The 24,042-nt window shown below is 43.9% G+C and carries 21 protein-coding genes; 20 read left to right on the top strand and 1 reads right to left on the bottom strand.

Annotated features, from left to right (window positions below; genetic code table 11):
* Positions 1–135: 135 nt before the first annotated feature.
* The 13 genes from ACFQ0C_RS02335 (at position 136) to ACFQ0C_RS02275 (ending at position 9,647) form a co-directional block, all read left to right on the top strand.
* On the top strand, positions 136–777 hold the full coding sequence (locus tag ACFQ0C_RS02335; RefSeq protein WP_379363586.1) for an HAD family hydrolase: 642 nt from the start codon (positions 136–138) through the stop codon (positions 775–777).
* A 231-nt stretch (positions 778–1,008) separates the two neighbouring features.
* A complete protein-coding gene (locus tag ACFQ0C_RS02330) occupies positions 1,009–1,494 on the top strand; it encodes a dihydrofolate reductase family protein (protein WP_379363584.1) in 486 nt (161 codons plus the stop codon).
* A 583-nt stretch (positions 1,495–2,077) separates the two neighbouring features.
* A complete protein-coding gene (locus ACFQ0C_RS02325; RefSeq protein WP_379363582.1) occupies positions 2,078–2,455 on the top strand; it encodes a GNAT family N-acetyltransferase in 378 nt (125 codons plus the stop codon).
* Positions 2,456–2,467: 12 nt separating this feature from the next.
* Positions 2,468–2,683 carry a GNAT family N-acetyltransferase gene (locus ACFQ0C_RS02320; RefSeq protein WP_379363647.1) on the top strand — a complete coding sequence of 72 codons (216 nt, stop codon included), beginning with the start codon at positions 2,468–2,470 and terminating at the stop codon, positions 2,681–2,683.
* 182 nt (positions 2,684–2,865) lie between these two features.
* Complete coding sequence (locus ACFQ0C_RS02315; RefSeq protein ID WP_379363579.1) at positions 2,866–3,288, top strand: arsenate reductase ArsC; 423 nt, start codon at positions 2,866–2,868, stop codon at positions 3,286–3,288.
* Positions 3,289–3,307: 19 nt separating this feature from the next.
* Positions 3,308–3,619, top strand: a complete 312-nt coding sequence (locus tag ACFQ0C_RS02310) for an ArsR/SmtB family transcription factor (protein WP_379363577.1) — start codon at positions 3,308–3,310, stop codon at positions 3,617–3,619.
* Positions 3,620–3,632: 13 nt separating this feature from the next.
* The gene (locus ACFQ0C_RS02305) at positions 3,633–5,045 is read left to right on the top strand and encodes an arsenic transporter (RefSeq protein ID WP_379363575.1); all 1,413 of its coding nucleotides are present in this window, start codon (positions 3,633–3,635) and stop codon (positions 5,043–5,045) included.
* Between the two features lie 37 nt (positions 5,046–5,082).
* Positions 5,083–5,508, top strand: a complete 426-nt coding sequence (arsC, locus tag ACFQ0C_RS02300) for an arsenate reductase (thioredoxin) (protein ID WP_379363573.1) — start codon at positions 5,083–5,085, stop codon at positions 5,506–5,508.
* Positions 5,509–5,518: 10 nt separating this feature from the next.
* The gene (locus ACFQ0C_RS02295; protein ID WP_379363570.1) at positions 5,519–5,989 is read left to right on the top strand and encodes an ArsI/CadI family heavy metal resistance metalloenzyme; all 471 of its coding nucleotides are present in this window, start codon (positions 5,519–5,521) and stop codon (positions 5,987–5,989) included.
* Positions 5,990–5,992: 3 nt separating this feature from the next.
* A complete protein-coding gene (locus ACFQ0C_RS02290; RefSeq protein WP_379363568.1) occupies positions 5,993–6,436 on the top strand; it encodes a protein-tyrosine phosphatase family protein in 444 nt (147 codons plus the stop codon).
* A gap of 448 nt (positions 6,437–6,884) precedes the next feature.
* Entirely contained in the window at positions 6,885–7,526 is a 642-nt protein-coding gene (locus ACFQ0C_RS02285) for a pentapeptide repeat-containing protein (protein ID WP_379363566.1), read from the top strand.
* Positions 7,527–7,559: 33 nt separating this feature from the next.
* Positions 7,560–8,507, top strand: a complete 948-nt coding sequence (locus ACFQ0C_RS02280; RefSeq protein ID WP_379363564.1) for an EamA family transporter — start codon at positions 7,560–7,562, stop codon at positions 8,505–8,507.
* 162 nt (positions 8,508–8,669) lie between these two features.
* On the top strand, positions 8,670–9,647 hold the full coding sequence (locus ACFQ0C_RS02275) for a DUF2167 domain-containing protein (RefSeq protein WP_379363562.1): 978 nt from the start codon (positions 8,670–8,672) through the stop codon (positions 9,645–9,647).
* A gap of 346 nt (positions 9,648–9,993) precedes the next feature.
* Here the strand turns inward: ACFQ0C_RS02275 and ACFQ0C_RS02270 are convergent, their stop codons facing one another.
* Entirely contained in the window at positions 9,994–10,860 is an 867-nt protein-coding gene (locus ACFQ0C_RS02270) for a helix-turn-helix transcriptional regulator (RefSeq protein WP_379363560.1), read from the bottom strand.
* A 141-nt stretch (positions 10,861–11,001) separates the two neighbouring features.
* Here ACFQ0C_RS02270 and ACFQ0C_RS02265 point away from each other — a divergent pair, with 141 nt between their 5' ends.
* From ACFQ0C_RS02265 to ACFQ0C_RS02235, 7 genes are all read left to right on the top strand, one after another.
* Positions 11,002–13,773, top strand: a complete 2,772-nt coding sequence (locus ACFQ0C_RS02265; RefSeq protein WP_379363558.1) for a glycoside hydrolase family 2 protein — start codon at positions 11,002–11,004, stop codon at positions 13,771–13,773.
* Between the two features lie 67 nt (positions 13,774–13,840).
* A complete protein-coding gene (locus ACFQ0C_RS02260; protein WP_379363556.1) occupies positions 13,841–15,094 on the top strand; it encodes a hypothetical protein in 1,254 nt (417 codons plus the stop codon).
* Between the two features lie 99 nt (positions 15,095–15,193).
* Complete coding sequence (locus ACFQ0C_RS02255) at positions 15,194–16,702, top strand: extracellular solute-binding protein (protein WP_379363554.1); 1,509 nt, start codon at positions 15,194–15,196, stop codon at positions 16,700–16,702.
* Positions 16,703–16,804: 102 nt separating this feature from the next.
* Positions 16,805–19,111 carry a helix-turn-helix domain-containing protein gene (locus ACFQ0C_RS02250; RefSeq protein ID WP_379363552.1) on the top strand — a complete coding sequence of 769 codons (2,307 nt, stop codon included), beginning with the start codon at positions 16,805–16,807 and terminating at the stop codon, positions 19,109–19,111.
* A 329-nt stretch (positions 19,112–19,440) separates the two neighbouring features.
* Positions 19,441–22,185, top strand: coding sequence for a glycoside hydrolase family 2 TIM barrel-domain containing protein (locus ACFQ0C_RS02245; RefSeq protein ID WP_379363550.1), 2,745 nt, complete (start codon positions 19,441–19,443; stop codon positions 22,183–22,185).
* A 23-nt stretch (positions 22,186–22,208) separates the two neighbouring features.
* On the top strand, positions 22,209–23,129 hold the full coding sequence (locus tag ACFQ0C_RS02240) for an ABC transporter permease (protein WP_379363548.1): 921 nt from the start codon (positions 22,209–22,211) through the stop codon (positions 23,127–23,129).
* Between the two features lie 19 nt (positions 23,130–23,148).
* Complete coding sequence (locus ACFQ0C_RS02235) at positions 23,149–24,030, top strand: carbohydrate ABC transporter permease (protein ID WP_379363546.1); 882 nt, start codon at positions 23,149–23,151, stop codon at positions 24,028–24,030.
* The last annotated feature ends 12 nt before the right edge of the window (positions 24,031–24,042 follow it).

The following is a 24,042-nucleotide window of genomic DNA, read 5'->3' as shown; positions in this document are numbered from 1 at the left end:
ACATATATAAATCTCGATTAGCGCAATTAGTTCATTGATAAGATTGGCTAATGTAAAAAGAAGGACGATTGGGATGTGATTCCGAATTAGGATCTGTAGGCATGGTTGCCGCAGCTGACAAAGGAGAACGAAACAATGAAAAAGTACATACTCTTCGATCATGATGGTGTTCTGGTTGATACTGAATTCTGGTATTACAAAGCGGGAGAACGCGCTCTGGCTGACATTGGATTTACCTTGGATAAAGATCAATACCTCCGCGACATGACCCAGTCATTGGGCACTTGGTCCCAAGCTAGGGCGGCAGGTATTGATGAACAGACCATCAGTAAGCAGCGTGAGGTCCGTAACGTCTATTATCAGGAATATCTAAGAACAGAAGCCATAGAGATTGAAGGCGTAGTTGAAACTCTAGCCGAACTGTCAAAGTACGTCCGCATGGCCATCGTGACGACTGCAAAACGTGCGGATTTTCAACTTATTCATGAAAAGCGCCAGATTAGACAATTCATGGAATTCGTCCTTGTTCGCGAAGACTACGAGCGCACCAAACCGCACCCGGAACCATACTTGACCGGCTTAAAGCGCTTGGGAGCTACCAAAGAAGAGACCCTGGTTGTAGAGGATTCAAACAGAGGGTTGAACTCAGCCGTGGCGGCTGGTATCGACTGTGCTATTGTCCATAACGACTTCACAAAAACACATGACTTCTCACAGGCCAGCTATCGAATCAAGACTGTGATTGAACTAAAGGACATTATCCTGAGTGTAACCTGAGAGCATTCGCCTGTGTTGAACAACTGTCGGGTGACAAGAACTTGATCTCATTCCCGACGAGTCTCCTTTGAAGTGAAAAGGAGGTATATGAAAACTCCCTACGGGATTAAGCTAACAGGCAGAATTGTTTAATTTACCATCTCGGTCGGGTCTGAACTGTGCACATTAGCAATCTATAAGAAACCGGGCCTGCTATTCTTTGATAGAATATAGACAGCAAGGAGGTTGAATATGGGACGTTTAATCCTGCAGATGAATGTGACACTGGACGGTTGCTGTGACCATACGCAGGTGATTGCAGATGAGGAGCTCCACCAGTATTCGGTGGACATGATGGACCAGTCCGACGGTCTGCTTTTAGGACGCGAAATCTATCAGTTGATGGAAAGTGCCTGGCCAGCCATAGCCAGCAACGGCGTCGGACCTCAATTCTTGGTCGACTTCGCACGCCAGCTCGATCGGAAACCCAAGTACGTGGTCTCGCGGACGCTAGATCAAGTGTCGTGGCAGAACTCTTTCTTATTGAAGGGGCCTGTTTCCGAGCAGGTGCCACAGCTTATGGCAGAAGGGAAGAGCTTACTCGTTAACGGCGGTCCCGGCCTCGGTTCCACCCTGGCACAACTGGGATTGGTGGATGAGTATCACTTCCTGGTACAGCCCATTGTTGCCGGACGTGGTCCTCAATTGTTGGGGGAATGCGTGATCGACTGGACCTGAAGCTGACGGAGACCAAACCTTTCGTCTCTGGCGTCGTGCTGCTCCGCTACACACCCGTTCGTTGACTGCTTGACTGATAACCGCGGCTTGGCACTGCCAGACGAATAATACGAGCACAAGATGTGGCCGGCAAACATTTGTCGGCTGCTTCTTTTATATCACTAGGAGCATATCTGTTCCAACTTGGTAGGGTAGGATATAGTTAATGTGGCGACAGACTGATCTTTCCTCCGCTAAGCCGCCTGTTGTGACAAGCTACCTACGGTGGAGCAGGAGGTCAATACGATGAGCGAAGGAAACAGACAACCCTACATCAGTTTGTTAAGACGGAAAACTATAGCTTAATGAGATACTAGTATAAGGTCCCACTTGGGGCTTTCTTTTTTCTAATGGTGATGGGGATTCGGATCAAAATAGTTATATGACCAGTTTCTTGTCATTTATTGAATAATTTCTTGTCATCCGACATAGATAGATTCCTTCATCAATTGAGGAGTTAAAGATCCAGTGCCAAAGTAAGATACAGAATGCCCCTTCTGTGGCTAGCTTTGGCTATTTGTTTATTGAAATGCGATGAGGAAAGATGACGGTTCACCAGTGGCTTTTCTATGAAGTGTGGTTGGGTAATGGGGAAAGAAGGAAATTTAATGAGTATGAAGAATTATTGAATGGGTTGTACTTAATAGAGGGAGATTACATGATGCCACTATTATTGCGCAGTACATTTGAAGAAGATTGGGATCAAATAAAAGCAATTTACCTCGACGGGATAGCGACAGGAAACGCGACTTTTCAGACAGAAGCTCCTCCTAGAGAGCAATGGTTTTCAAACCACGTTTCTGATTGTAGTATTGTTTGCGTTAAAGATAATATTATATTAGGGTGGGCTGCATTGAGCAGAATTTCTTCTAGGCCCGTTTATTCTGGGGTAGCTGAGGTCAGTATTTATATCAAACATTAAAGAGGAAAAGGTATCGGGGATTGTTTGATGAAAGAATTAATTGATCTCTCAGAACAAAATGGATTCTGGACCCTACAAGCGGGGATTTTTCCGGAGAATATCCCGAGTCTTAAACTGCACTATAAATCTGGGTTTCGAGAAGTTGGCACAAGAGAAAAACTTGGGAAAATGAACGGCCAATGGAGAGACGTAATGTTATTAGAAAGAAGAAGTAATACTTTAATATAAGGATCCCAAAGTCAGCGGACAAACCTTTTTGCGGCTCGGAAATTCTAAATTCAAACTCTTAAAGCTTCCGTGGAAGCTTTAATTTATTTATCATTTACAAATATTTAATAATATAATCAGTTGATTATATAAGTGTATTCGTATATATTTATTACATAATTCATTTGGGGAGAGGCGAGTAAATGGATAGGCCTTGGTGGATGTATTTCTTATGTGTTCATAATCGGTGTAGAAGTCAAATGGCTGAAGCGTTTGCTAGACATTTTGCAGGAGATAAAGTGAGTGTTAATAGTGCGGGCGTAGAAAAAAGTCAGATTCACCCCTTAACGATTGAAGTCATGAAGGAAGTAGGTATCGATATATCGGATCAACAATCGAAGCGTATTGATATGAAAGTCTTCATTAGCTCCCAAATTGTCATTAAACTTTGCGAGCAAGTGAATGAAAAATGTCCAATTGTGCCATTTGGCATAACGAATGTGCAGTGGGATATCCCTGACCCAACTCCAAAGCAAGGCGGAGGAACCATTGAAGAATTCCGGGTTACACGGGATTTGATTCGAGAAAATGTGTTGCAGCTGTTAAAAGAGCATAAGGTGGTATAGCATTCAAGGGAGGGTTGATATGGAACAAATCAATGAAATGTCAGAAAATTTTAAACTGCTTGGTGACAAGACCCGGCTGACGATGCTGGCCTTATTGAAAGAACGAGCCCTTTGCGTTTGTGACATTGTGGATTTATTGGAAACGTCACAGCCCAACGCAAGCCAGCATCTGCGTAAATTAAAAGCGGCAGGGCTTGTGAACGAAACGCGTAAAGGTCAATGGATTTATTATTCCTTAAATATTGAAGACAAACCTTACATTCAGGCAGTTTTAGGATATATCCCATCCTTAAAAGGAAAAATCGATCAGTTAAAAAATGACTGCGAATAGTGTGGAGGATTACATGGCTATTACTGCTTTTCTTATTTTTTTAGTAACTCTAACGTTTGTCATTTGGCAACCAAAGGGATTAAATATCGGTTGGTCGGCAAGTGCTGGAGCCATTCTCGCGTTAATTTTCGGCGTGGTCAGCTTCGCAGATGTTGGGACTGTCACCGGCATTGTCTGGAATGCAACCTTGGCGTTTGTGGCCATCATTCTAATCTCATTGGTACTTGATGAAATTGGATTTTTTGAGTGGGCGGCGTTACATATGGCGCGGCTGGCACGCGGAAACGGTCTACTCATGTTTGTGTTTATTATCCTGCTTGGATCGGCGGTCGCGGCTCTATTTGCCAACGATGGTGCAGCATTGATCATCACGCCCATTGTATTAGCGATGGTTCGGGCGCTTAAGTTTGATGAAAAGATGATATTACCGTTTATTATGGCGAGTGGGTTCATTGCCGATACAGCTTCATTGCCGCTTGTCGTAAGTAACTTGGTGAATATTGTATCTGCTGATTATTTCGACATCGGATTTGCTGAATACGCGAGTCGTATGATTGTTCCGAATTTCTTTTCGATCATCGCAAGTCTGCTGGTGTTGTATCTGTATTTCCGCAAAAGCCTTCCAAAGAGCTATAATCTCACCCAGCTAAAAAAGCCGAGTGAAGCCATTAAGGATATGAGGCTGTTTAAATTATCTTGGGTCATTTTAGCTGCGCTGCTTGTTGCGTATTTCGGCAGTGAATTTTTATCCATCCCTGTATCGATTATTGCCGGGGTCGCGGCCATTGCCTTTTTGTTCGCCGCTAGAAAAAGCCCTGCGATTCATACCTGGAAGCTTGTGAAAGGCGCGCCCTGGGCCGTTGTGATTTTCTCCATTGGCATGTATGTGGTTGTTTATGGCTTGCGAAACGCGGGGCTTACCGATGCGTTAGGCAGTGTCATACAAGCCGTAGCAGACAAAGGGTTGTTCGCGACGACGGTAGGCATGGGCTTTATCGCAGCGATCCTATCGTCCATTATGAACAACATGCCAACGGTCATGATTGATGCACTGGCCATCAAAGGAACAGAAACCCAAGGATTTATTCGTGAAGCGCTGATTTATGCTAATGTGATCGGATCAGATTTAGGACCAAAAATTACTCCGATCGGGTCATTGGCCACCCTGCTATGGCTGCATGTGCTATCCACGAAAAACGTGAAAATTAGCTGGGGGTATTACTTTAAAATCGGGATTATCTTAACCGTTCCAACGTTGTTGTTTACCCTCATTGGTCTATACTTATGGCTCTATGCCATCCAAACTTGGAATGTGAATGTATGGCTATGTATTGTGGCGATTGTCGCTGTGCTCGTTGTTGTTGCGATGATCATTAAATCTTTTTTGGGAAGTAAACAAACCAAAAGAGGGCATCAAGGCGCTTAACTGTTAACCATTTGAACTATCAAAGGAGATTTTAATCATGGAGAAAAAACCGTTAATTTACTTTTTGTGCACCGGAAATTCATGCAGAAGCCAAATCGCGGATGGGTTTTTGAACTCTCTTGGCAGCGACAAATACGAAGTGAAAAGTGCGGGGCTTGAAGCACATGGACTGAATCCGCGTGCGGTTCAAGTCATGAACGAAGCTGGAGTGGATATTAGCAATAACTCCTCCGATGTGATCGATCCTGACATTTTGAATCGCGCCGATTATGTCATTACCCTGTGCGGCCACGCAGACGAGCATTGTCCTGTAATCTCCAACAAGAATGTCACCAAATGGCATTGGGGGTTTGATGATCCAGCAAAGGCGACCGGAACGGAAGACGAAATCATGAATCAGTTCCGCACCGTTCGTGATTCGATTAAGAGGCGGATTGAACAATTCGTCAAAGAAGGGAGATGAGCTGGATCCTATGATCAAAAGAATGCATGTCGCTTTAAACTGCACCGATCTCAATAAGTCACTCGATTTTTATCGTGCTTTTTTTGGGGCAGAACCAAGTAAAATCAAAGATAATTATGCAAAATTTGAGTTAGAAGAACTGGCACTTCACTTTTCATTAAATGTCCGTCCCTTTGAACAAAAGGGTGTATTAAATCACTTGGGTTTCCAAGTGAATAACACCGAAGAAGTACTGGCTATGGGTGAGCGGCTACGTCAAAGCGGCCTACTTTTGATTGACGAGATGAATACGACTTGCTGCTATGCGGTACAGGATAAAGTTTGGATGTATGATCCAGACGGAAACGCTTGGGAAATTTTCTACACAAAAGAAGATTCGGAATTTGAATCGGCCGGAGAAACCAAGGATTTATCCTTGTGCTACGCTCCACCATCAGCTCCAGTTGCAATTGAATTTGGATCATTTAAAAAAGGAGTTTAGTCCATGTCGTCTGAAAAAAACTATCATGCTTTGATTCCGGATAAAATTTTCATGGGCGCGGCCACTGACGTTGAATCGATGGTGAAAAATGAAGGTATTGACGTAATCGTGGATCTGCGCGGCGAAGCAACGGAATGTGCGTACTTGGCGGCGAATGCGAAATGGATTCAAATCCCGTTAGCAGACAACTCTGCCATCCCACAAGAAAAGGCCTTTGAGCAAGCGATCCAGGCTGTCACCGAAGCTTACCAGCAAAACAAGAAAATTGCTTTTCATTGTGGTGGAGGAAAAGGCAGAACCGGGACGGTAGCCGTAGGCACCTTACTTGTTTTGGGCTTAAGTGATACGCTCGATGAAGCCGAGGCAAAGGCAAAGAGCATTCGCAACATCATTGATATTAAGCCATTACAGAGAGAATCCCTGAACAAATTATATCCCGGTAAATAAATTGCTCAAAAGAACCACTCAGGTCGAGTGGTTTTTCTTTTTGCCGCTATACAATGTACCGGAGTCTAACTACTCCAAAGATAACGGTGTTAGCTCGACCTTCCTACTACATTTTCAGAAGATCTTCTCATGGGTCCGTTTCATTAATGACGCCGTACTGGCTTTCCTATCCCGGCTCGCTTCAACTATTGTCAATAATTACTGTCCCAATCATCGAATGGTTATGCAGTTGTATGGCTCCAATAGAAGTTTTTATTAATATACCCGCATTTTGGAAATAATCAACCCGGAATTTCGCCTGTTAGGAAATATAGCAAAAGTATAGCCTGCTTAATGACGGCAAGAGTACATGCAGAGTATTATGAAGATATGCTTTTTTGATAATGCTAGCTTGTATTCACAACTAATAGTTGATGGATAACTAAATGTCAAATAAATGGAGGTATCCATGAAAAGTAAAATTGAATTGCCCAAAATCCCTTTAAATTTACCGCAAGTAACTGAACAATTACACACCCTCCAATCAAGAGACGAATTCAGCACGGGGTCTGTAGACAATACGACAATAGACAATCAGAAGGCTTCCAAGGTTTCGTTTGAAAAAATGGTTTTTACTAAGGTAACAATTATGGAGACGTCACTGCCGGAGAGCGAGCTTACAGACATTATTTTTGAAAAATGTGATCTCTCCAATGTTGATTTTTCCGGTTCCTTCGTCCATCGGGTAGAGTTCAGAAATTGCAAGATCATAGGTACGGACTTTTCCAAAAGCAGATTTCAAAACGTCCGTTTTCTAGAGTGCTTAGGGGACTATTCCCTGTTCCAGCTTGCAAAATTCAAGCAAGTCAGTTTTGAGGATTGTTCATTAATTAGTTCTGATTTTTATCATTCCTCGCTGAATCCATTATTTTTTTCCCGATGCAATATGGATCAGGCTGTGCTTTCGGGGACGAAGCTGGAGGGAGTTGATCTGAGTGACTGCGAATTTGATGGATTGCATGTGGAAATAGAGGATTTGCCCGGTTGTATCGTGACACGGCGTCAGGCGGCTTCCTTAGCGGGGCTTTTAGGGCTAGTTATTAAAGAATGAATTGTTTTTGTGTAGTGAAAAAGGAGGCTTCCGGTGGGAGAACTATTAGCTATTCTATCGCTGCTTATGTTTTCTTTAAATGTCATCGTTACCAAGACCGCCAGTGGGCGGCTTAGTTTAGATGTTGGTTTTATGATTTCTATTTCGGTTAACGTGTTATTTTCCTTCGGTTTATTTATTATCCGTCTGGTTGTGGATAGCGATCCTCTCGAATTTCATAATCTTGGCTTTCTTATGTTTGCAGCATCTGGAGTTTTTGCTTCTTATTTAGGACGTTCCTTGTATTTTGATTCGATTGCCAGGTTAGGGCCGTCTAAAGCCAGTACGTTTATGGTCAGTAGTCCATTGTTCACTTTTCTTATGGCCTGGCTGTTTTTAGATGAAACCTTGTCATATTGGGAATCATTGGGGGTCGTCGTCGTTTTGTTGGGGCTTTTTGTGGTAAGCTACAATCCGTCGCGTAAATATGCCGCTGCAGGACAGCATGGGGAAGTGGCCTTGCCACTTAGTGAAGTGTCCAAATGGCAAAGATGGCGTGGACTTGTACAGCCGGGAGCTGCGTTAGCTTTGTTAGGGGCAGTATCCTATGCGTTAGGAAATATTACACGCGGAACCGCCATTCAGGATTGGAACGAGCCTGTGCTTGGGGGCTTGCTTGGGGCGTTGACGGGAGTGATCCTGCAATTCATATTTAACAAAAAAGTTAGACACATCATCTCTTCCTTGCATAATGCAGATTCCAAAGCGGTACGGTTATATGTAATCAGCGGGGTGCTGACCATTTCAGCACAAATCGCCCATATTGCTGCGATGCACTACATACCGGTTTCAATTGCGACTCTAATTACGACAGCCCAGCCCCTTCTGGTAATTCCTCTCAGCTATTTTTTGCTAAAAAATCAGGAGGGCATCAATATCCGAATTATTGCAGGAAGCTTATTAGTGCTTCTCGGAATTAGCACGATCTTATTATTGCCGTAGGTGATGAAAGGGAAGCTATTAAAAAGGCAGTATGCTTTCCCTACCTGGTTTCATAAGCTGGCCGGCTGTCTTTTTACATTATTCAGATTCCATTTTAGCGAAATGATGGTAAAATAATACTATTGTGTCGAATGTAATCGAAAATAGAGAAGAGGACTATGAATGAAATTGGGGAAGATGTTTCTTGCCGCTGTTGTTTTATTAAGTATCATGAAAGGTCAAGTGTGGGCGGAAGGGGATAGCACCAACAACTCCAAATACAACTGGGTCAAGGGCGATACGACGGTTGATCTTGGTACCACCTCGACCCTTGATCTGGGGAAGGATTTTGTATTTTTGAATGCGGTTGATACAAAGCAGCTGCTTTCCGACAGCCATGACAAACCAAACGGCACTGAAATAGGGAGTGTCTATCCAGTTGACACGAAGCAAAACTGGTCACTGTTTCTTGAATATCGGGATTCCGGCCATATAAAAGATGAAGAGAAGAAAAATATTGATGCGAATGCTCTACTGCAAAGTTATCGGGATGGAACTGAGCAACGTAACAAGGATCTCCCTGCTGAAGAGCATTTACGAATAACGGGCTGGGACGTGAAGCCGTTCTATGATGAGAACACGCACTATCTCACCTGGTCAATTGCTGCTGCCGACGCCAAAAATCGTCCGATAGTTAACTATAACGTACGGATTTTAAGCCGAACCGGATACATTTCGGCCATACTGGTTTCCGACCCGGAGCACCGTGCAGAGGATGAGAAGGTTGTGTCCTCTCAAGTACTGAGTGCTATAAAAATGAAGACAGGCCAACGTTATGAGGACTTTGATGCAAGCAAGGATAAGGTATCCGAGTATGGATTAACAGCCCTAATCCTTGGTGGTGCAGGACTGGCCGTTGCCAAAAAGGTTGGGATCTTGGCTGCTCAGGTCGTGTTGCTAAAGAAATTTTGGATCGTGATTGTATTGCTGCTCGGTGGTGGTTGGCGCTGGTTGAAGGGACACCTTGCAAGACGCCGCCTCTTAGCTGAGGACGCTTTGACGCAAGTATCGCAGCAGGTGCCAACTGCTCAGGATCAATCTATTCCCGAAAAGACAGGGTTATCTGCTACAAAAGACAAAACTCCGGAAATCGGATCATAATAAATTAATACAATATGGATGACATATTGAAGAGCAGGCGCAGTGGGGTGTCTGCTTTTTAAATGTACGGAAAGGAAACGGTTATTTTTATATTTCTGTCGAGTGACAAGAACATTATCTCATTAATAACCACGTAAATCGCGGCTTTTTTGTGTTATGGGATAAAATTCTTGTCAAATTTCAATGACAAGAACTTTATCTCATTCCCGACAATGGTTACATAACGTGGGTATATACTAGCCAAATCACTGCAATCAATTGGACAGAGCATTAAGCTAACGGGCAGTTTTCCTAATAAGCAGCCTAAATTCCCATCTTGATTTCTGTTGTTCAAAGCAAACGTATATTACCTTGTGTCTGGTCCAATAGGGACGTTATAGTTTCTACGAAATAGGGTAGGCGTGATCCCTGTTAATCCTTTGAAGACTCGGCCAAAATGAGTTAAATTGGTAAATCCGCATTGCATGGCAACTTCCGTGACGGGCGAATTGGATTTAACCAGAAGCTTTTTGGCTTCCTGAATACGAACGCTATTTACATAATCCACAAATGAAATCCCTGTAACTTCCTTAAAACGATAGCTTAAATAACTTGGATTAAAGTGGAATTTGGACGCTATATTTTCCAAATAAAGCTTCTCCATATAATTGTCGTTAATATAACGAATCATATTTGTAATATTGTCCGAGCCGGGAGATGTCTGCGGCTGTTGTTGAGACGGTAATTGATAGAGACGTGTCGAAAACATAAGTAGTTGTGTAAGAAGCATTGCTGCCTCATGCTGGAATCCGTACTGCTCCTGCATGATTTCGTGCATCACTTTGGTCAAAATGGATTCTACATATTCTTGTTCCTGTAGTGTAAGCCTCAAAATGCGGATATCTTGATGAAAGGGGAAATCCATTTCAAAATCGGGTGCGATGTTTCGGGCTCTCGAAATCCACTTGAGATCGAATCCAAGTTCGATTTTCTCATACTCGCTTGGATTAGCATCCAGACTGCGATGGATATCATTCGGAGCTATAAATACCAAATCGCCTTTTTTTAAAACATATTTTTTATCTTTTATGAAAAAATGACGACTTCCATCCAATAAGTAAGTTATTTCATACCAAGAATGAAAATGATCATCCATATAAAAATGATCTTTGCGAAAACGTTTGGCGGTTAGTCCGTCAAATTTAAGAATGGTATCCGGGTACTTCCAATACATCTATTTCGCCCCCAATACAAAAATGGTACAGAAAAAGTATACCTAAAAATATGTAGAATATCACTAAAAACATGTATATCTCTTGTTGGGGAAGGTTGCTATACTCTAGGAGCAACTATGGAATAATGGGGTGAAGAAGCGATGAGCCAAATTAAAGATGCGCCTAACAATAACACTAGTAGAACTATCCATGGTAATTGGAGCTTTGCGTACTTTCCATCAGCGGATTTAGTTGAGAATCCCTCAGAGCCGAGTTATGATGAAACCGAATGGATTCCTATCGCCATTCCGCATACATGGATTACTTATGAGACAACAGGGGAACTTCATCCCTTTATTCGACAGCCCTCAGAGAAAGACGATAAGTACTGGTGGTATGGCTGGGGATGGTATCGTAAATCGATCCATCTTTCGTCTGAACATAAGAACAAGAAGATTTTTATCGAATTCGATGGGGTAATGAAATATTGCCGAATTTATATGAATGGTCGTCAAGTAGGTGAACATAAAGGAGGCTATGCCTCTTTCTCTGTAGATGTGAGCAGCTACATTCGATTCGATGAAATGAATGTGCTGGCTGTCGCTGTGTCTAACCGGCGCAACGACCCATTCGGGATACCACCGATGACTGCCGGGAATTTTAATGTGTATGGCGGGATATACCGGGATGTCCGTCTAGTATTGAAAGATAAGCTTCATATTCCGTTTCAAGGCTCGGCCGAGCATGAGGGAGGGACGTTCATAACAACGCCGGAGGTTACGGCTCAATGGGCAATGGTAAGGGTACGTACCTTTGTTAAAAATGATAGCGAAGCGCTGAAAAAGACTGTATTGAAGACGATCATCATGGATGAGGATCATTGTGAAGTTGCCGTAATGGTGTCTGAAGCAGATATTCATAGCGGCCAATTATTTGAATTTGACCAAGGAAGTCCACATATTTCCTATCCAAAGCTATGGTCCCCGGATGAACCAAACTTGTATAAAGTGGTTTCCATGGTTTTTGAGGGAGAGCGTTTGACCGATCTGTATAAGAGCCCGCTAGGGTTTCGCTGGTTTGAATGGGACTATGAGAGGAAGCAGCTCATCTGGAACGGAAAGGAACTTCATATTCACGGCACGAACCGGCATCAGGAATACCCATGGCTTGGAGATGCTATACCGAAATGGATGCATGAGAAAGATTTACGGGATATCAAATACAATTTAGGACATAACTTTATCCGAACATGCCATTATTCGCAAGACAAGTATGTGTATGATTTCTGCGACAAGCACGGAATGATAGTTTGTGAGGAAGTTCCGAATATCAAAAATATTAGGTTTGATAATGCAGTACAGGAGCAGCAAGTTCGTGAAATGATCAAGAGAGATCGGAATCATCCGAGTATTGTCATTTGGAGTATGGGGAACGAAACGAATCATGCGGCAGATGGTGCGTGGGCGCGGGAGGAAGATTGTACCCGAATTATCCATTATCGGCATGTCGCGGGCCGGGGAGAGAATGAGCCGCACAACCACCATCAGTTGGAAATGGAGAATTTGCTTCGCTGCACAGTGCGCGGTTGGTACAACGAGGATGTGAAACCGCTTACTCCGGAAAATGGACAGCATACTGGTCATGAACGATGGCAGCACGATATGGCATTAATGGATGGAGCGAGCCAACGGGGACGGATTGATATGAACGGTGTAATGTGGATCTATGCTGACCACGGTGCAGATCGTGAGTATGTAAACGCGCCTCTTAAGCACATAAATCCGAAAGGTTGGGTTGATGCTTACCGTGAACCCAAGCTTATGTACTATTTATGGCAAGCTTATTGGGGAATGGAACCGATGGTGTATATCCATCCTTATTATTGGATGGATAGATATATCGGGCAAAAGCGGCAAATCGTCATAAACAGTAATTGTGACGAGTTAGAGCTCTATATAAACGGGAACACTGTGGGGAAACAGAAGCCAGGACCAAATAATGACTTTACTGTTATTTATGAAGGCGTTCCCATAGAACAAGGTACAATTCAAGCAATAGGTTCCAGAGGAGAACACACCGTTACATCCATCGTAACGATGAGCGGGCCTCCGGCAAAGATTGTCGCTGAGCCGTATTTTCGCGAAATTGCGGCCGACCGTTCAGGTTTGGCACTGATCCGTGTCGACATAGTAGATGGAAACGGTATCCATGTATTTGGAGCAACCAATGAGTTACTTTTTACTGTCGATGGACCGGGCAAGCTTGTTGGACCGGATCGGTACGTATCCAATATTCACAGCCGGGAGGAAATGGAGGGTACCATGTATATCGATACTCCGGTATCGTTTCTTGTTCGCTCAACAGGAAAACCTGGAATGATTCATATCACCGTTAGTTCGCCTGGCCTAGAACCGGCTAAACTCAGTCTTGAGAGTAAGCAGAATCCATCCTATGAATCGCACGGGATTATAGAGCCGATTAGCCTAGCTCGAGGCGATGGAGCAGCGTGGCGTCATCGTTCAAACCAATTTATGGAAACGGCCAAGATAGCTGATATACTACCGTTTATCATCGAAGATATTGACTTCGATGAAACAGAATCACCTTATGATGAACAAATAGAAAACTATTTGAGTACCTTAAATCCCGTAATAAAGAGAGACTCTCCCGCATTTCTTGCGTTGAAAGGACTGATGGTCAGTCAGCTTGTGAAAGGACAGGGCATCATCGTTGCCGACGATTTTAATTTTAATATCAGCCGATATAATGATTGCTGCTCCGTCTATGACGTGCTGGACTGTTCCATGCTGTCTGAAACAATTGTAATAACCCAAAAATGGCATTATGCTGAGAAGATCATAACTCAAGGCGAGGAATTGGACATGCAGCATGAGATTCAGAATATGAATCGACTCGAGTTATTTGGCAAATAGTTTGAATTGGCTGTATCGATATTAGGATTTATTTTAGTTAGCTTAGTTAGGGAGGGAATTTTTCACTATGGAGCCTATATCTCCTCAGCAGGTCAAAGGATATTCCCAAGGGGGCACTGTGGTCGATGGTATCGCCTATTTTACGGCAAACTTGTACCAGGAGCTTTTCAGTGAAGACGGAACTTTGTTCAATAATATGAATAAAGCAACAGATTACCCTTATGTCGCGGCATTCGATATCGAGACGCTGAAAGTCGTCCAAGTGTATCCGTTTGCGGATACATATGACAGCTCGCCGATTGTGATCGACAAAAAAGACGGTACGCGGCTTCTGCTAGCTCACGAGCATGAATATGCTAGAACCGTCGCTATGCGCACGGATACGGCGGAGATCGAATGGGTCAGTGAAACGAACCAGCCAGGCAGCATGTTTTTCGGCTATTCGTATTACTTGAAAAAGGACGGTGCCAAGCTTGTTCTGGCGAGTGTAAAGAACGGGCTGCATGCCATGTCCTTGGAAACCGGCAATGATGAGTGGTTTGTGGAATCAAGAGGAGGGGTTACCCCTTGTGTCGATCAGAAAAAGGGATTCATCTATTATCAAACGGATGGGAAACTGGTAAAAATCGATGCGGAAACCGGGATGATCGTGAAAACTGCGATCGTTGGGACACCATCTTCGTCCATTTGCTGGAATACCATATGGGCAGAGGATGAAGGTAGCTGCTATGTCGTTACTTACTGGTACAGCTCCGAGCTTTTCGGTTCGGCCATTCGGGTATATGATCCGGAGTTAAGCTTGATTTGGGAGAAGAAGGGACTGTCGTTATCTAAAAAAGCGACGATCGCTTATCACGCGGGGGTCCTTTTTGCAGGCTGTGGCGATCATTGGCAAAAAGTCGATTATTTGGAGCTTGAAGATGATAGCTGGAAAAAAATCAGTGCCTACCAGATTCGCAATGGAAAGGTAGAGTGGGAGCTCGATCTTCGAGAATACGGCTTTACCTGCATTCCGAATATTATTTACTGCAACGGGATGCTCATTGCTGAAACTCAAACCAATTTCAGACAGCTAGGCTACCATATTTTCGTAATTAATGCGGCAAATGGGAAGCTGCTGAATCACTATTACAATGAAATGCCTGCCAACAGCTGCGGGGTACCTCTATTGTCCGGGGGCAAATGGTTCAGTGGTGATCTGGTTAGTGACAGCGTACTTGTAACGACGATTGGATCCGGTCAAAAAACGAATTGGATCGGTGCGTTCGGAAACGGACAAACAAATGATATGTGTGCTCCAGACTCCGCTCTAAACAAATAAATGATTACTTAAAATATTAATCAGCAAAAACAGGACATGATCTTCAATTACCGCTATAATAAGGTAAATCTGTTAAGAAGAATGGAGTGGGTTGTTTAGGTGGACAAAAGAACAGCAGCGGTTTTTCTATTCATTCTATTCTTCTTATTGTTATCTACAGGTTGTATGGAGTTTCCTGGAAGCGGTACGAGAACAGCGGATATTGCTTCGGACAAGAATGCAATCGAAGTGCCAATTACGATGATGGTACCTTATTTTGAGGAAGAGCCTCCTAGGCCAAACAATGCCATCATAAAAGCTATAGAGAGCTATACGAAATCGAAGCTGCAAATCACTTGGATTCCGAGTGCGGCCTATGACGATAAGGTTTCTGCCTCCATCGCTTCAGGTGTTACACCGGAGGTGATGGTTGTGCAAAAAAACAAATCTTCAAATTTGATGGAAGCTCAAAGGTCGGGTATGTTTTGGGATATCGGGCCATATTTAGATGATTATTCAAATCTAAGTAAGTTAAATCCGATGATTATGTCCAACATCTCAGTGAATGGAAAAAAATTCGGACTTTATCGTGCACGGGACGTTTCTCCCAACGGAATGATCATCCGTAAAGATTGGTTGAATAATTTAGGCTTGAATGAACCGAAGACATTGGATGAATTGTTAGAGGTTCTAAGAGCATTTACATGGAATGATCCGGATAAAAACGGCAAAAACGATACCATTGGGTTAGCGTTAAATAAATTACAGATGGGAGAAATCCCTGGGGGTTTCGATACCATTGTTAGCTATTTCGGCGGTCCGAATGGTTGGACGGTGACTACTGACGGGAAGTTTATACCAGATTTTGGAACAAAGGAATATTTGGATGCGATGAAGTTTTTCCGCAAACTGTATGAAGAAAAGCTGGTGAATCAAGACTTTGCGATTTACAGTAAAGCTGAGGACTTAATCACTAAAGGGAAGGCAGGAGTATTTTTTCAGGCTAAAAAGGCTACTGTTATTGAAAGTCATCTTCAGAAGTTATTTCCCGAAGCACAGCTTCAGCCAATCAGCCGAATAAGCGGGCCCAAAGGTGAAAGATTACCCGCATCACCCGGTTATAACGGGCTGCTTATGTTCCCTAAAACGAGTGTCCAATCGGAAGAACGGTTAAAGTATATTTTATCTGTCATGGACCGGCTGCTTGACAAACAGATGCAGGATTTGTTCCAGTGGGGGATTGAGGGCGTTCATTATAAAGTGGTCAATGGCATATACATCCGAACCGATGAGAAAGCTTATTCCCAAAACAATGCACTGCACCAACTGAAGCTTAGTACGTTGGATGCGACTGTCGGTGAAATTAATTTGACAGAAAAAAAGTTAATCGAGCAAAAAAATGCCAATAAGGTGATTTCTGTCGGCAATCCGGCGCAATCTTTGTATTCTCCAATGATGTGGGAGAAGGAATCGGTGCTAAATTCCATAATTGAGGATGCCCGTACCAAATATATTATCGGGCAGTTAAACGATGCAGGCTGGGAAGAGGCGATCGAGCAATGGAAGAAGAACGGAGGAGATAACGTTATCTCGGAATTTGAAGCGGACTATGTAAAGTCTAAAAAATGAGTATCTCCTTGAAAAGCGCGTTGACGGAAGTAACCGACAGTAAGTAAGATAATAAGAAACGCCTACAACTGCCAGTCTAACCCTAATTTGAAGGTGAATGCTATGAGAATGACTTCCTCCAAATATTTACTCAAGCTGATTTTGTTTAGCACGTTTCTCTGTACAGTTCCTGTGATGATTAGCGGGTACTTTTCGTATTCCAAATCGTCCCAGAAAATTCAGGAAAAAGTCAACGAGAGCACAAGACAGGTACAGCTGCAAACGGAAATGCGTATTGAACAAATCTTAAATACGGTGGATGTCACCATCACGCAATTCGTCAACGCCCCTCTAGTCAACAATTCGATGCAAAAAAATTTGTCTTCAGAAGATTTTGATGTGGCCAGAGAGCTTTCACAAAGACTTCATCTGCTGCAGTCCTATAATCTCGGCATTCAGGACATCGATTTGATTAATTTGAATAAAGAATGGGGCATTAACAACAGAGGAATGTTCCATTTCAACGAGTCCGGGGATGTAGACACCTATCTTACCTACGCCAAACGAACGGAATCTTCCTTTTGGATAAAGGAGCTGAATAAGGCCCCATTCGAACCCGGGGATTCACCTGAGACGGAAGCTTCGGATTATTACATTAATTTTGTTAAAAAACTGCCTATTAATACTTCGAATCCGCTGGGTTTGGTCGTTGTCAAAATTCCAGGCTACAAAATTAAAGAGCTGGTTTCCACTGACAGCCGTTTGGGAAAAACATTCATTCTGGATAGTCAATATCAACTATTGGCTTCTGATGGTGAGGATGGAAATGCCGTTTTGAATACCACTCTCGGTTCGATCCTGGACAAGCTGAAGCGTGAGAAGCAGTCGTCCGGTTTTTTTAACAGCGTGATTGAGCCCTACGGTAATATGGGCGTTACTTTCCGCAAGTCAGCATATAATGGCTGGATTTACGTATCTCTTATAAATGAAGTGGATTTAACGAAGGAATCCCGCGCCGTAGGTTGGATTTCTTTACTAACCTGTGTGCTCATTATTGCCTTTGCCTGTCTTGTATCCATCTTGGGTTCCCGAAAAATGTATACTCCTGTAAAAGTTTTATATGAATCCATTGTGCACGATATGGAATCGGATTCTCATCTGAAAAACAAAGACGAATTTCAACTGATTGGGGAAGGCATGCGTAACTTGCAGCAGACCAAATCACTTTTGGCTGGCAAGTTGACCGTTCAACTGCAAGCATTGAAGGAATTGTTCGTACTGAAGCTATTTCAAGGGGCACTCAAACCCAAAGAGATTGAAGAAAAAATACAAGGGCTTGGATATCCGTCCGGGTTTCGGTGGCTTTGCGTGTTAACAATTCAGCCCGACTCCATTGCCAATTCCGGCTACAAGGACGATGAACGCGATTTGTTAATGTACGCTGTTAACAATATTATTGGAGATCTTATTCCCGCAGAAAAGCGGTTGAGTCCAATCTTATACGAGCAATCCCAAGTGACGCTGATTGGTGGAAATCAAACCAGCTTGGAGCAGTTTAAAATGGAAACGTATACACTCGCAGAGGAAATTCAACGGGCCATCGTTCATTTCTTAAAGCTGAGCGTAAACATTGGAATCAGCCGCCCTTTCCATGAATTCTATAAAACTCCAAAAGCTTATCAAGAAGGAATAGAGGCTCTTAAATACAGAAGCCGGATGGGGCAAGGCGTCATTTTATTTTTTGATGATTTGCAGCCGGTCCATTCGGGTCGAATTGTTTTCCCGGAAGCATTAGAGGCAGAGCTTCTGATTGCGATCAAGGGAGGCGAGTCGGCTAAGGCGGAAGAGCTGCTTCATGAACTAACAGTGGAAATTTTTCAAATGGAAGCAAGCAATCAAGATTATCAGGTTCATCTGGTCCGACTGCTGCTCGACTTGTTAAAGTTAGCCCAATTGGCTGGAGTATCCGTACGCACCATTTACCCACAGGAGATTTCATTATTTGACCAATTGTCCGAATTGCAGACGCTCGAAGAAATAGAGCTTTGGTTTAGAACGATTGTGATTATCCCCCTCATTCATTATATGGGTGATCGCAAAGAGCTTCCCTACCGTACCATTTCTGATGTGGTCATACAAATGATTCATGAGGATTATGCACTCGATCTGACGCTGGAGCATTGCGCTTCAGAGCTGCAGCTGCATCCTAACTATATCGGAAGGGTTTTCTTCAAGGAAACCGGAGTCAAATTCAGCGATTACTTAATGGAATATCGATTGAAGATTGCAAAAAAATGGCTTGTTGAATCAGATCTTAAAATATCTGAAATTGCGGAACGGCTTCGTTATAATAACTCGCAGAATTTTATCCGATACTTTCGGAAGCTGGTTGGAGTAACACCCGGACAATACCGGGAACAGCAAAAGTAAACGTCCATGCTTTGAACAGAACACAGCGTATGTAAGGGTGGCTTAAACCCTTATATACGCTGTTTTTTTGTTGTTTCCGAGGGGGCCTCCAAAGTAATAGGAATAGGGTACGAAGATTTTACTTCACTTTTGGGAGATTTATTCTGCATATCCATGTGATGATGTTAGTGATTATCCAGGTTTGTTGCTGATTATTGTCAAAATGATTATAGACCGTTATCGCATCGTCCCTTATGTTAAATCCAACGTGATCGCTTGGATCATGGCGTTGGCTCAAACGAACGCTAACAAGCTATAAGAATCCCTATTTGACTGAGGAGAATTCAGCTATGACTAAGAAAACAGACATCCGAGTGGAAAAGACAATTAATCGTGACTGGAAATTCAATTATTATCCATCAGAAGAGGAAGATCTGTCGCCGATTGCCGCTGAGTTCGATGATCGGACATGGTCTGCCGTCGCCGTTCCGCATACATGGAGCACTTATGAAACGACTGGAGAAATGCATCCGTTCATCCGCAATCCTTCAGAAAAAGACAACGCCTTCTGGTGGTACGGTTGGGGCTGGTATAGGAAAAAAATCATCCTTGATGACCGCTATCGTTCCAAAAAAGTTTTTATTGAATTTGATGGTATACAAAAATATTCGAAGGTTTGGTTGAACGGACAATTCATCGGTGATCATAAGGGCGGATTCACCTCATTTTATTGCGATGTGACTGATGCTCTACGGTTCGGAGAGGAAAATGTACTGGCCATCGAAGTGTCTAACCGGCGCAATGACCTCTTCGGTGGTATCCCGCCTATGACAGCAGGCAATTGGAACACGTACGGGGGCATTTACCGCGATGTAAGAATCATCATTAAAGATAAGCTGCACATTCCGTTCCAAGGCTCAGCCCTGCATGAAGGCGGTACGTTCATCACGACACCGGATTTGTCGTCAGATGAAGGGAAAGTGAGGGTTCGAACCTATGTCAAGAACGAGTATGAGCAAGAAGTTGTCTGCCAACTTCTTACGCAGATATGGGGGCCAGATGGCGAATTTGTAGCAGAGATGACAGTGGAACGCCGTTTGGCTTCAGGCGAGTTGGCTGAATTTGATCAGACTTGCGGCTGCGTGGAGCAACCGCAGCTGTGGAGTCCAGATACTCCCATACTGTATCAGATTTGTTCTGAATTGAAGATCTATGGAAGAATAACCGATCGATATGTCAGTACATTTGGCTTCCGCTGGTTTGAATGGAATTATGAAGAAAAACAGCTCTATTTGAACGGACAGCGCATCCATATTCACGGTTCGAACCGACACCAAGAATATCCGTGGCTAGGTGATGCCCAACCGAAATGGATGCATGAGAAGGACTTGCGCGATATCCACTATAATCTCGGGTTTAACTTTATGCGAACGTGTCATTACAATCAAGATCCTTGTATTTATGATCTGTGCGATGAATATGGCTTGCTGATTTGCGAAGAAGTTCCTAACATTAAAAACATCGCCTTCGGTGAGGATATTCAAGAGCAGCATGTACGCGAAATGATCCGCCGGGATCGCAACCATCCCAGTATTATTATGTGGAGCATGGGGAACGAAACGAATCACGCGGCCGACCCGCGCTGGGCTTATTCGGAGGACGACACCCGCATCATCCACTGCCGCCACTGCGCGGGCATGGGCGAAGACTTACCGCATACTCACCATCAGATGCCCATGGAGCATTTGCTGCGTTGCACGATCCGCGGTTGGTATAACGAAGATGTGAAGCCGTTGGAGCCTTCCAACCATCAGCACACAGGACATGAAGAATGGCAGCACAATCAATCGCTCACGAAAAACGGTGAACGGCTTGTAGCCGTTCAAGGAGCCAAATGGTTGTATGCGGACCATGGCTGCGACCGGGAATATTTGAACAGCCCACTGAAGCACATCAATCCGAAGGGCTGGGTGGACAGCTATCGGATGCCGAAATATTTGTACTACTTGTGGCAGGCGAATTGGTCGAAGCAGACGATGGTATTCATTCATCCTTATGATTGGACCTCTCGCTATTTGGGATATCGACGCAGCATTACGGTTAACAGCAACTGCGAAGAAGTTACGCTGTCCGTGAACGGCAAAGTCATCAGCAGCCAAAAACCAACGGAAACCAACGATTTTACGGTCGTGTTTACCGATGTTCTGATAGAACAAGGAACGATTATAGCACAAGGAACGCACAACGGCATCATCGTCAAGGATGCAGTTGTAATGGCTGGACCCCCAGCCAAACTGGTGGTCACTGCTTCTCATCCACAATTTGAGGCTGATCGATCCGGAATCGTGTTAATGACGATTGATATTGTGGACGAGCAGGGGGTACATGTGTATGGTGCGTCAAACGATTTGCACTTTACACTAAGCGGACCAGCCAAGCTGGTAGGACCAGACAGCTACACTTCCGATATCGATAAATGCAACGAAATGGAAGGGACTATGTATATCGACGTTCCGGTCGCCATTCCGGTCCGTTCTACCGAAGCAACAGGTAAGGTGCGATTCACCGTTTCCTCGCCAGGTTTGCAATCGGCCAGCGTGGAGATTGAGGCTGTGGCGGCTGCCGACGATTTCGTAGAAGGGTTAACTGAACCGCCGGTTAAAGGAGGCTTGCTTAGGATCAGAGCTAATGATCAAGCAGCAGACGCAGGAGTGTCCAACCAGGTCGATGAACTGGAGAATTCGGTTGATGATATCGATTTCAGGGGAGTAAATGAATCGTTATATGCTGAGAAAGTATCCAAATGGATATGGAACCGAAATCTTCATATTAACGTGGGAACCCCGGCCTTTGCCGCTTTAGTTGAATTAATGGCGGCTCAGCTGAAGAAAGACCGCGGCTTGACGGTGGCCGACGATTACAATTTTAACATTGAGCAATTTAACGATTGCTGCCGAATCCTAGCTTTTATCAATCAACAGAAATGGAACGAGCAGATTAAGCAAAAGCTTAGACACGACTATATCGACGCTATGATTACCCAAGGTGTGGCAATGGATGTAGCAAGCGAGATCAATCGGCTATCCAACATATGAGAACCCGAGAACAGGAGGTAACCATGCTAAGTAAACTACGTTCGTCGCCATTAAATTACTTCATCAAGCATCGCTGGCTATATGTTATGCTGTTCCCCGGTATTGTATATTATATCATCTTTAAATACATTCCGATTTGGGGAGTTCTGATTGCCTTTCAAAATTATCAGCCCTTTCTTGGTTTTTTCGGAAGTAGCTGGGTTGGATTTCAGCATTTTGAACGTTTTTTTATGTTACCGGATTTTTGGATGTTGATGCGTAACACGCTTATCATGGCTTTTTATAATATTGTTTTCTTCTTTCCGGCGCCGATTATTGTTGCACTCATGTTGAATGAAGTGGCCAAAGAGCCGTTCAAGCGATTTGTCCAGACGATGGTTTATGTGCCGCATTTTGTTTCATGGGTTGTCGTCGTTGGTCTATCCTATATTTTTCTGACGACCGAAGGCGGGATTGTCAACGAATTGATCGCAACGTATGGGGGGCAAAAAATTCAGTTTCTGCTGAGCGCGGACTTATTCCGGACGATGATTGTCTCACAAACATTATGGAAGGAAGCGGGTTGGGGAACGATTATTTTCTTGGCGGCGCTTGCAGGCGTAGATCCGCAATTGTACGAAGCAGCCCGAATGGACGGAGCCGGAAGGCTGCGTCAAATCTGGCACGTCACCTTGCCAGCCATTCGCAGTACGATTGTGATCTTGCTTATATTGAGAGTTGGCCATTTTCTCGATACCGGGTTTGAGCATATTTGGCTCATGCTGAACGCCATGAACCGTCAGGTCGGTGAAGTGTTCGACACATATGTGTATACCGTCGGCATAACCCAAGGCCAATTCAGCTTTACGACGGCTGTCGGTCTGTTCAAATCCATTGTCGGGCTGATTCTCGTGCTCTCCACTAACAAGCTGGCCAAAAAACTCGGCGATGAAGGCCTATATTAAGGAGAAAGGAAGAACATTCATGGTACGAGACAAAAGCTTAGGAAGTGGTCTGTTTGACTTTACCAACTATACGCTGCTGCTGCTATTGGCACTGACTACCTCTATACCGTTCGTATACACGATCGCCGGTTCATTTTCTACAACACAAGAGCTGCTCGAGAAGGGCTTCATCTTGTTCCCGACCAAGTTCTCTTTGGAGGCGTACCGGTACATCTTCTCGACGGCTACTCTTATCCGCAGCTTAGGGGTAACGATATTTATTACCGTCATGGGCACTCTGTTTAATTTGGTGTTTACGGTGCTGATGGCATACCCATTAGCCAAAAAAGGTCTGAAGGGCCGCAACCCGATTATGCTGCTGATTATTTTTTCAATGCTGTTTAGCGGAGGAATGATACCATCTTTTCTGGTCGTCAAAGCATTGGGTTTGCTGAACAGTTATTGGGCGGTCATTATCCCAAGCGCTATCAATTCATTTAATCTTATTGTCATTAAAAACTTTTTTCAGCAGCTTCCTGATGGCTTGGAGGAATCGGCCCAAATCGACGGATGTAACGAGTTGCAAACCTTAATTCGGATCGTGCTGCCCTTGTCCACGCCCGCACTGGCGACGTTTTCGCTCTTTTATGCAGTTGGCCATTGGAATACGTTCATGAGCGCAATTTTATACATCAACGATACCACCAAATGGCCGATCCAGGTATTGCTGCGCCAAATCGTCATTATGTCCCAGGGCGGCATCGGCGACTCTCAGGGTTTTAGCGCAGAATATGTCGCTCCCCCTGCAGAAACGATTAAAATGGCTGTTATTGTCGTTTCGACCCTTCCGATTTTGATGGTGTATCCTTTCCTGCAAAAGCATTTTGCCAAAGGTGTCTTGCTCGGCTCTGTAAAAGGGTGAGTTTGATATATT

The sequence above is a fragment of the Paenibacillus sp. GCM10027630 genome, from assembly GCF_042676305.1.
Lineage (GTDB): Bacteria > Bacillota > Bacilli > Paenibacillales > NBRC-103111 > Paenibacillus_S.
The sequence above is the reverse complement of the archived record's forward strand: the minus strand, read 5'-3'. Positions and strand labels throughout refer to the sequence as shown.

Coding starts and splice junctions, on each gene's coding strand:
- ACFQ0C_RS02335 (WP_379363586.1), top strand. CDS start 136: ATGAAAAAGTACATACTCTTCGATCATGATGGTGTTCTGGTTGATACT.
- ACFQ0C_RS02330 (WP_379363584.1), top strand. CDS start 1,009: ATGGGACGTTTAATCCTGCAGATGAATGTGACACTGGACGGTTGCTGT.
- ACFQ0C_RS02325 (WP_379363582.1), top strand. CDS start 2,078: ATGACGGTTCACCAGTGGCTTTTCTATGAAGTGTGGTTGGGTAATGGG.
- ACFQ0C_RS02315 (WP_379363579.1), top strand. CDS start 2,866: ATGGATAGGCCTTGGTGGATGTATTTCTTATGTGTTCATAATCGGTGT.
- ACFQ0C_RS02310 (WP_379363577.1), top strand. CDS start 3,308: ATGGAACAAATCAATGAAATGTCAGAAAATTTTAAACTGCTTGGTGAC.
- ACFQ0C_RS02305 (WP_379363575.1), top strand. CDS start 3,633: ATGGCTATTACTGCTTTTCTTATTTTTTTAGTAACTCTAACGTTTGTC.
- arsC (WP_379363573.1), top strand. CDS start 5,083: ATGGAGAAAAAACCGTTAATTTACTTTTTGTGCACCGGAAATTCATGC.
- ACFQ0C_RS02295 (WP_379363570.1), top strand. CDS start 5,519: ATGATCAAAAGAATGCATGTCGCTTTAAACTGCACCGATCTCAATAAG.
- ACFQ0C_RS02290 (WP_379363568.1), top strand. CDS start 5,993: ATGTCGTCTGAAAAAAACTATCATGCTTTGATTCCGGATAAAATTTTC.
- ACFQ0C_RS02285 (WP_379363566.1), top strand. CDS start 6,885: ATGAAAAGTAAAATTGAATTGCCCAAAATCCCTTTAAATTTACCGCAA.
- ACFQ0C_RS02275 (WP_379363562.1), top strand. CDS start 8,670: ATGAAATTGGGGAAGATGTTTCTTGCCGCTGTTGTTTTATTAAGTATC.
- ACFQ0C_RS02270 (WP_379363560.1), bottom strand. CDS start 10,860: ATGTATTGGAAGTACCCGGATACCATTCTTAAATTTGACGGACTAACC.
- ACFQ0C_RS02265 (WP_379363558.1), top strand. CDS start 11,002: ATGAGCCAAATTAAAGATGCGCCTAACAATAACACTAGTAGAACTATC.
- ACFQ0C_RS02260 (WP_379363556.1), top strand. CDS start 13,841: ATGGAGCCTATATCTCCTCAGCAGGTCAAAGGATATTCCCAAGGGGGC.
- ACFQ0C_RS02250 (WP_379363552.1), top strand. CDS start 16,805: ATGAGAATGACTTCCTCCAAATATTTACTCAAGCTGATTTTGTTTAGC.
- ACFQ0C_RS02245 (WP_379363550.1), top strand. CDS start 19,441: ATGACTAAGAAAACAGACATCCGAGTGGAAAAGACAATTAATCGTGAC.
- ACFQ0C_RS02240 (WP_379363548.1), top strand. CDS start 22,209: ATGCTAAGTAAACTACGTTCGTCGCCATTAAATTACTTCATCAAGCAT.
- ACFQ0C_RS02235 (WP_379363546.1), top strand. CDS start 23,149: ATGGTACGAGACAAAAGCTTAGGAAGTGGTCTGTTTGACTTTACCAAC.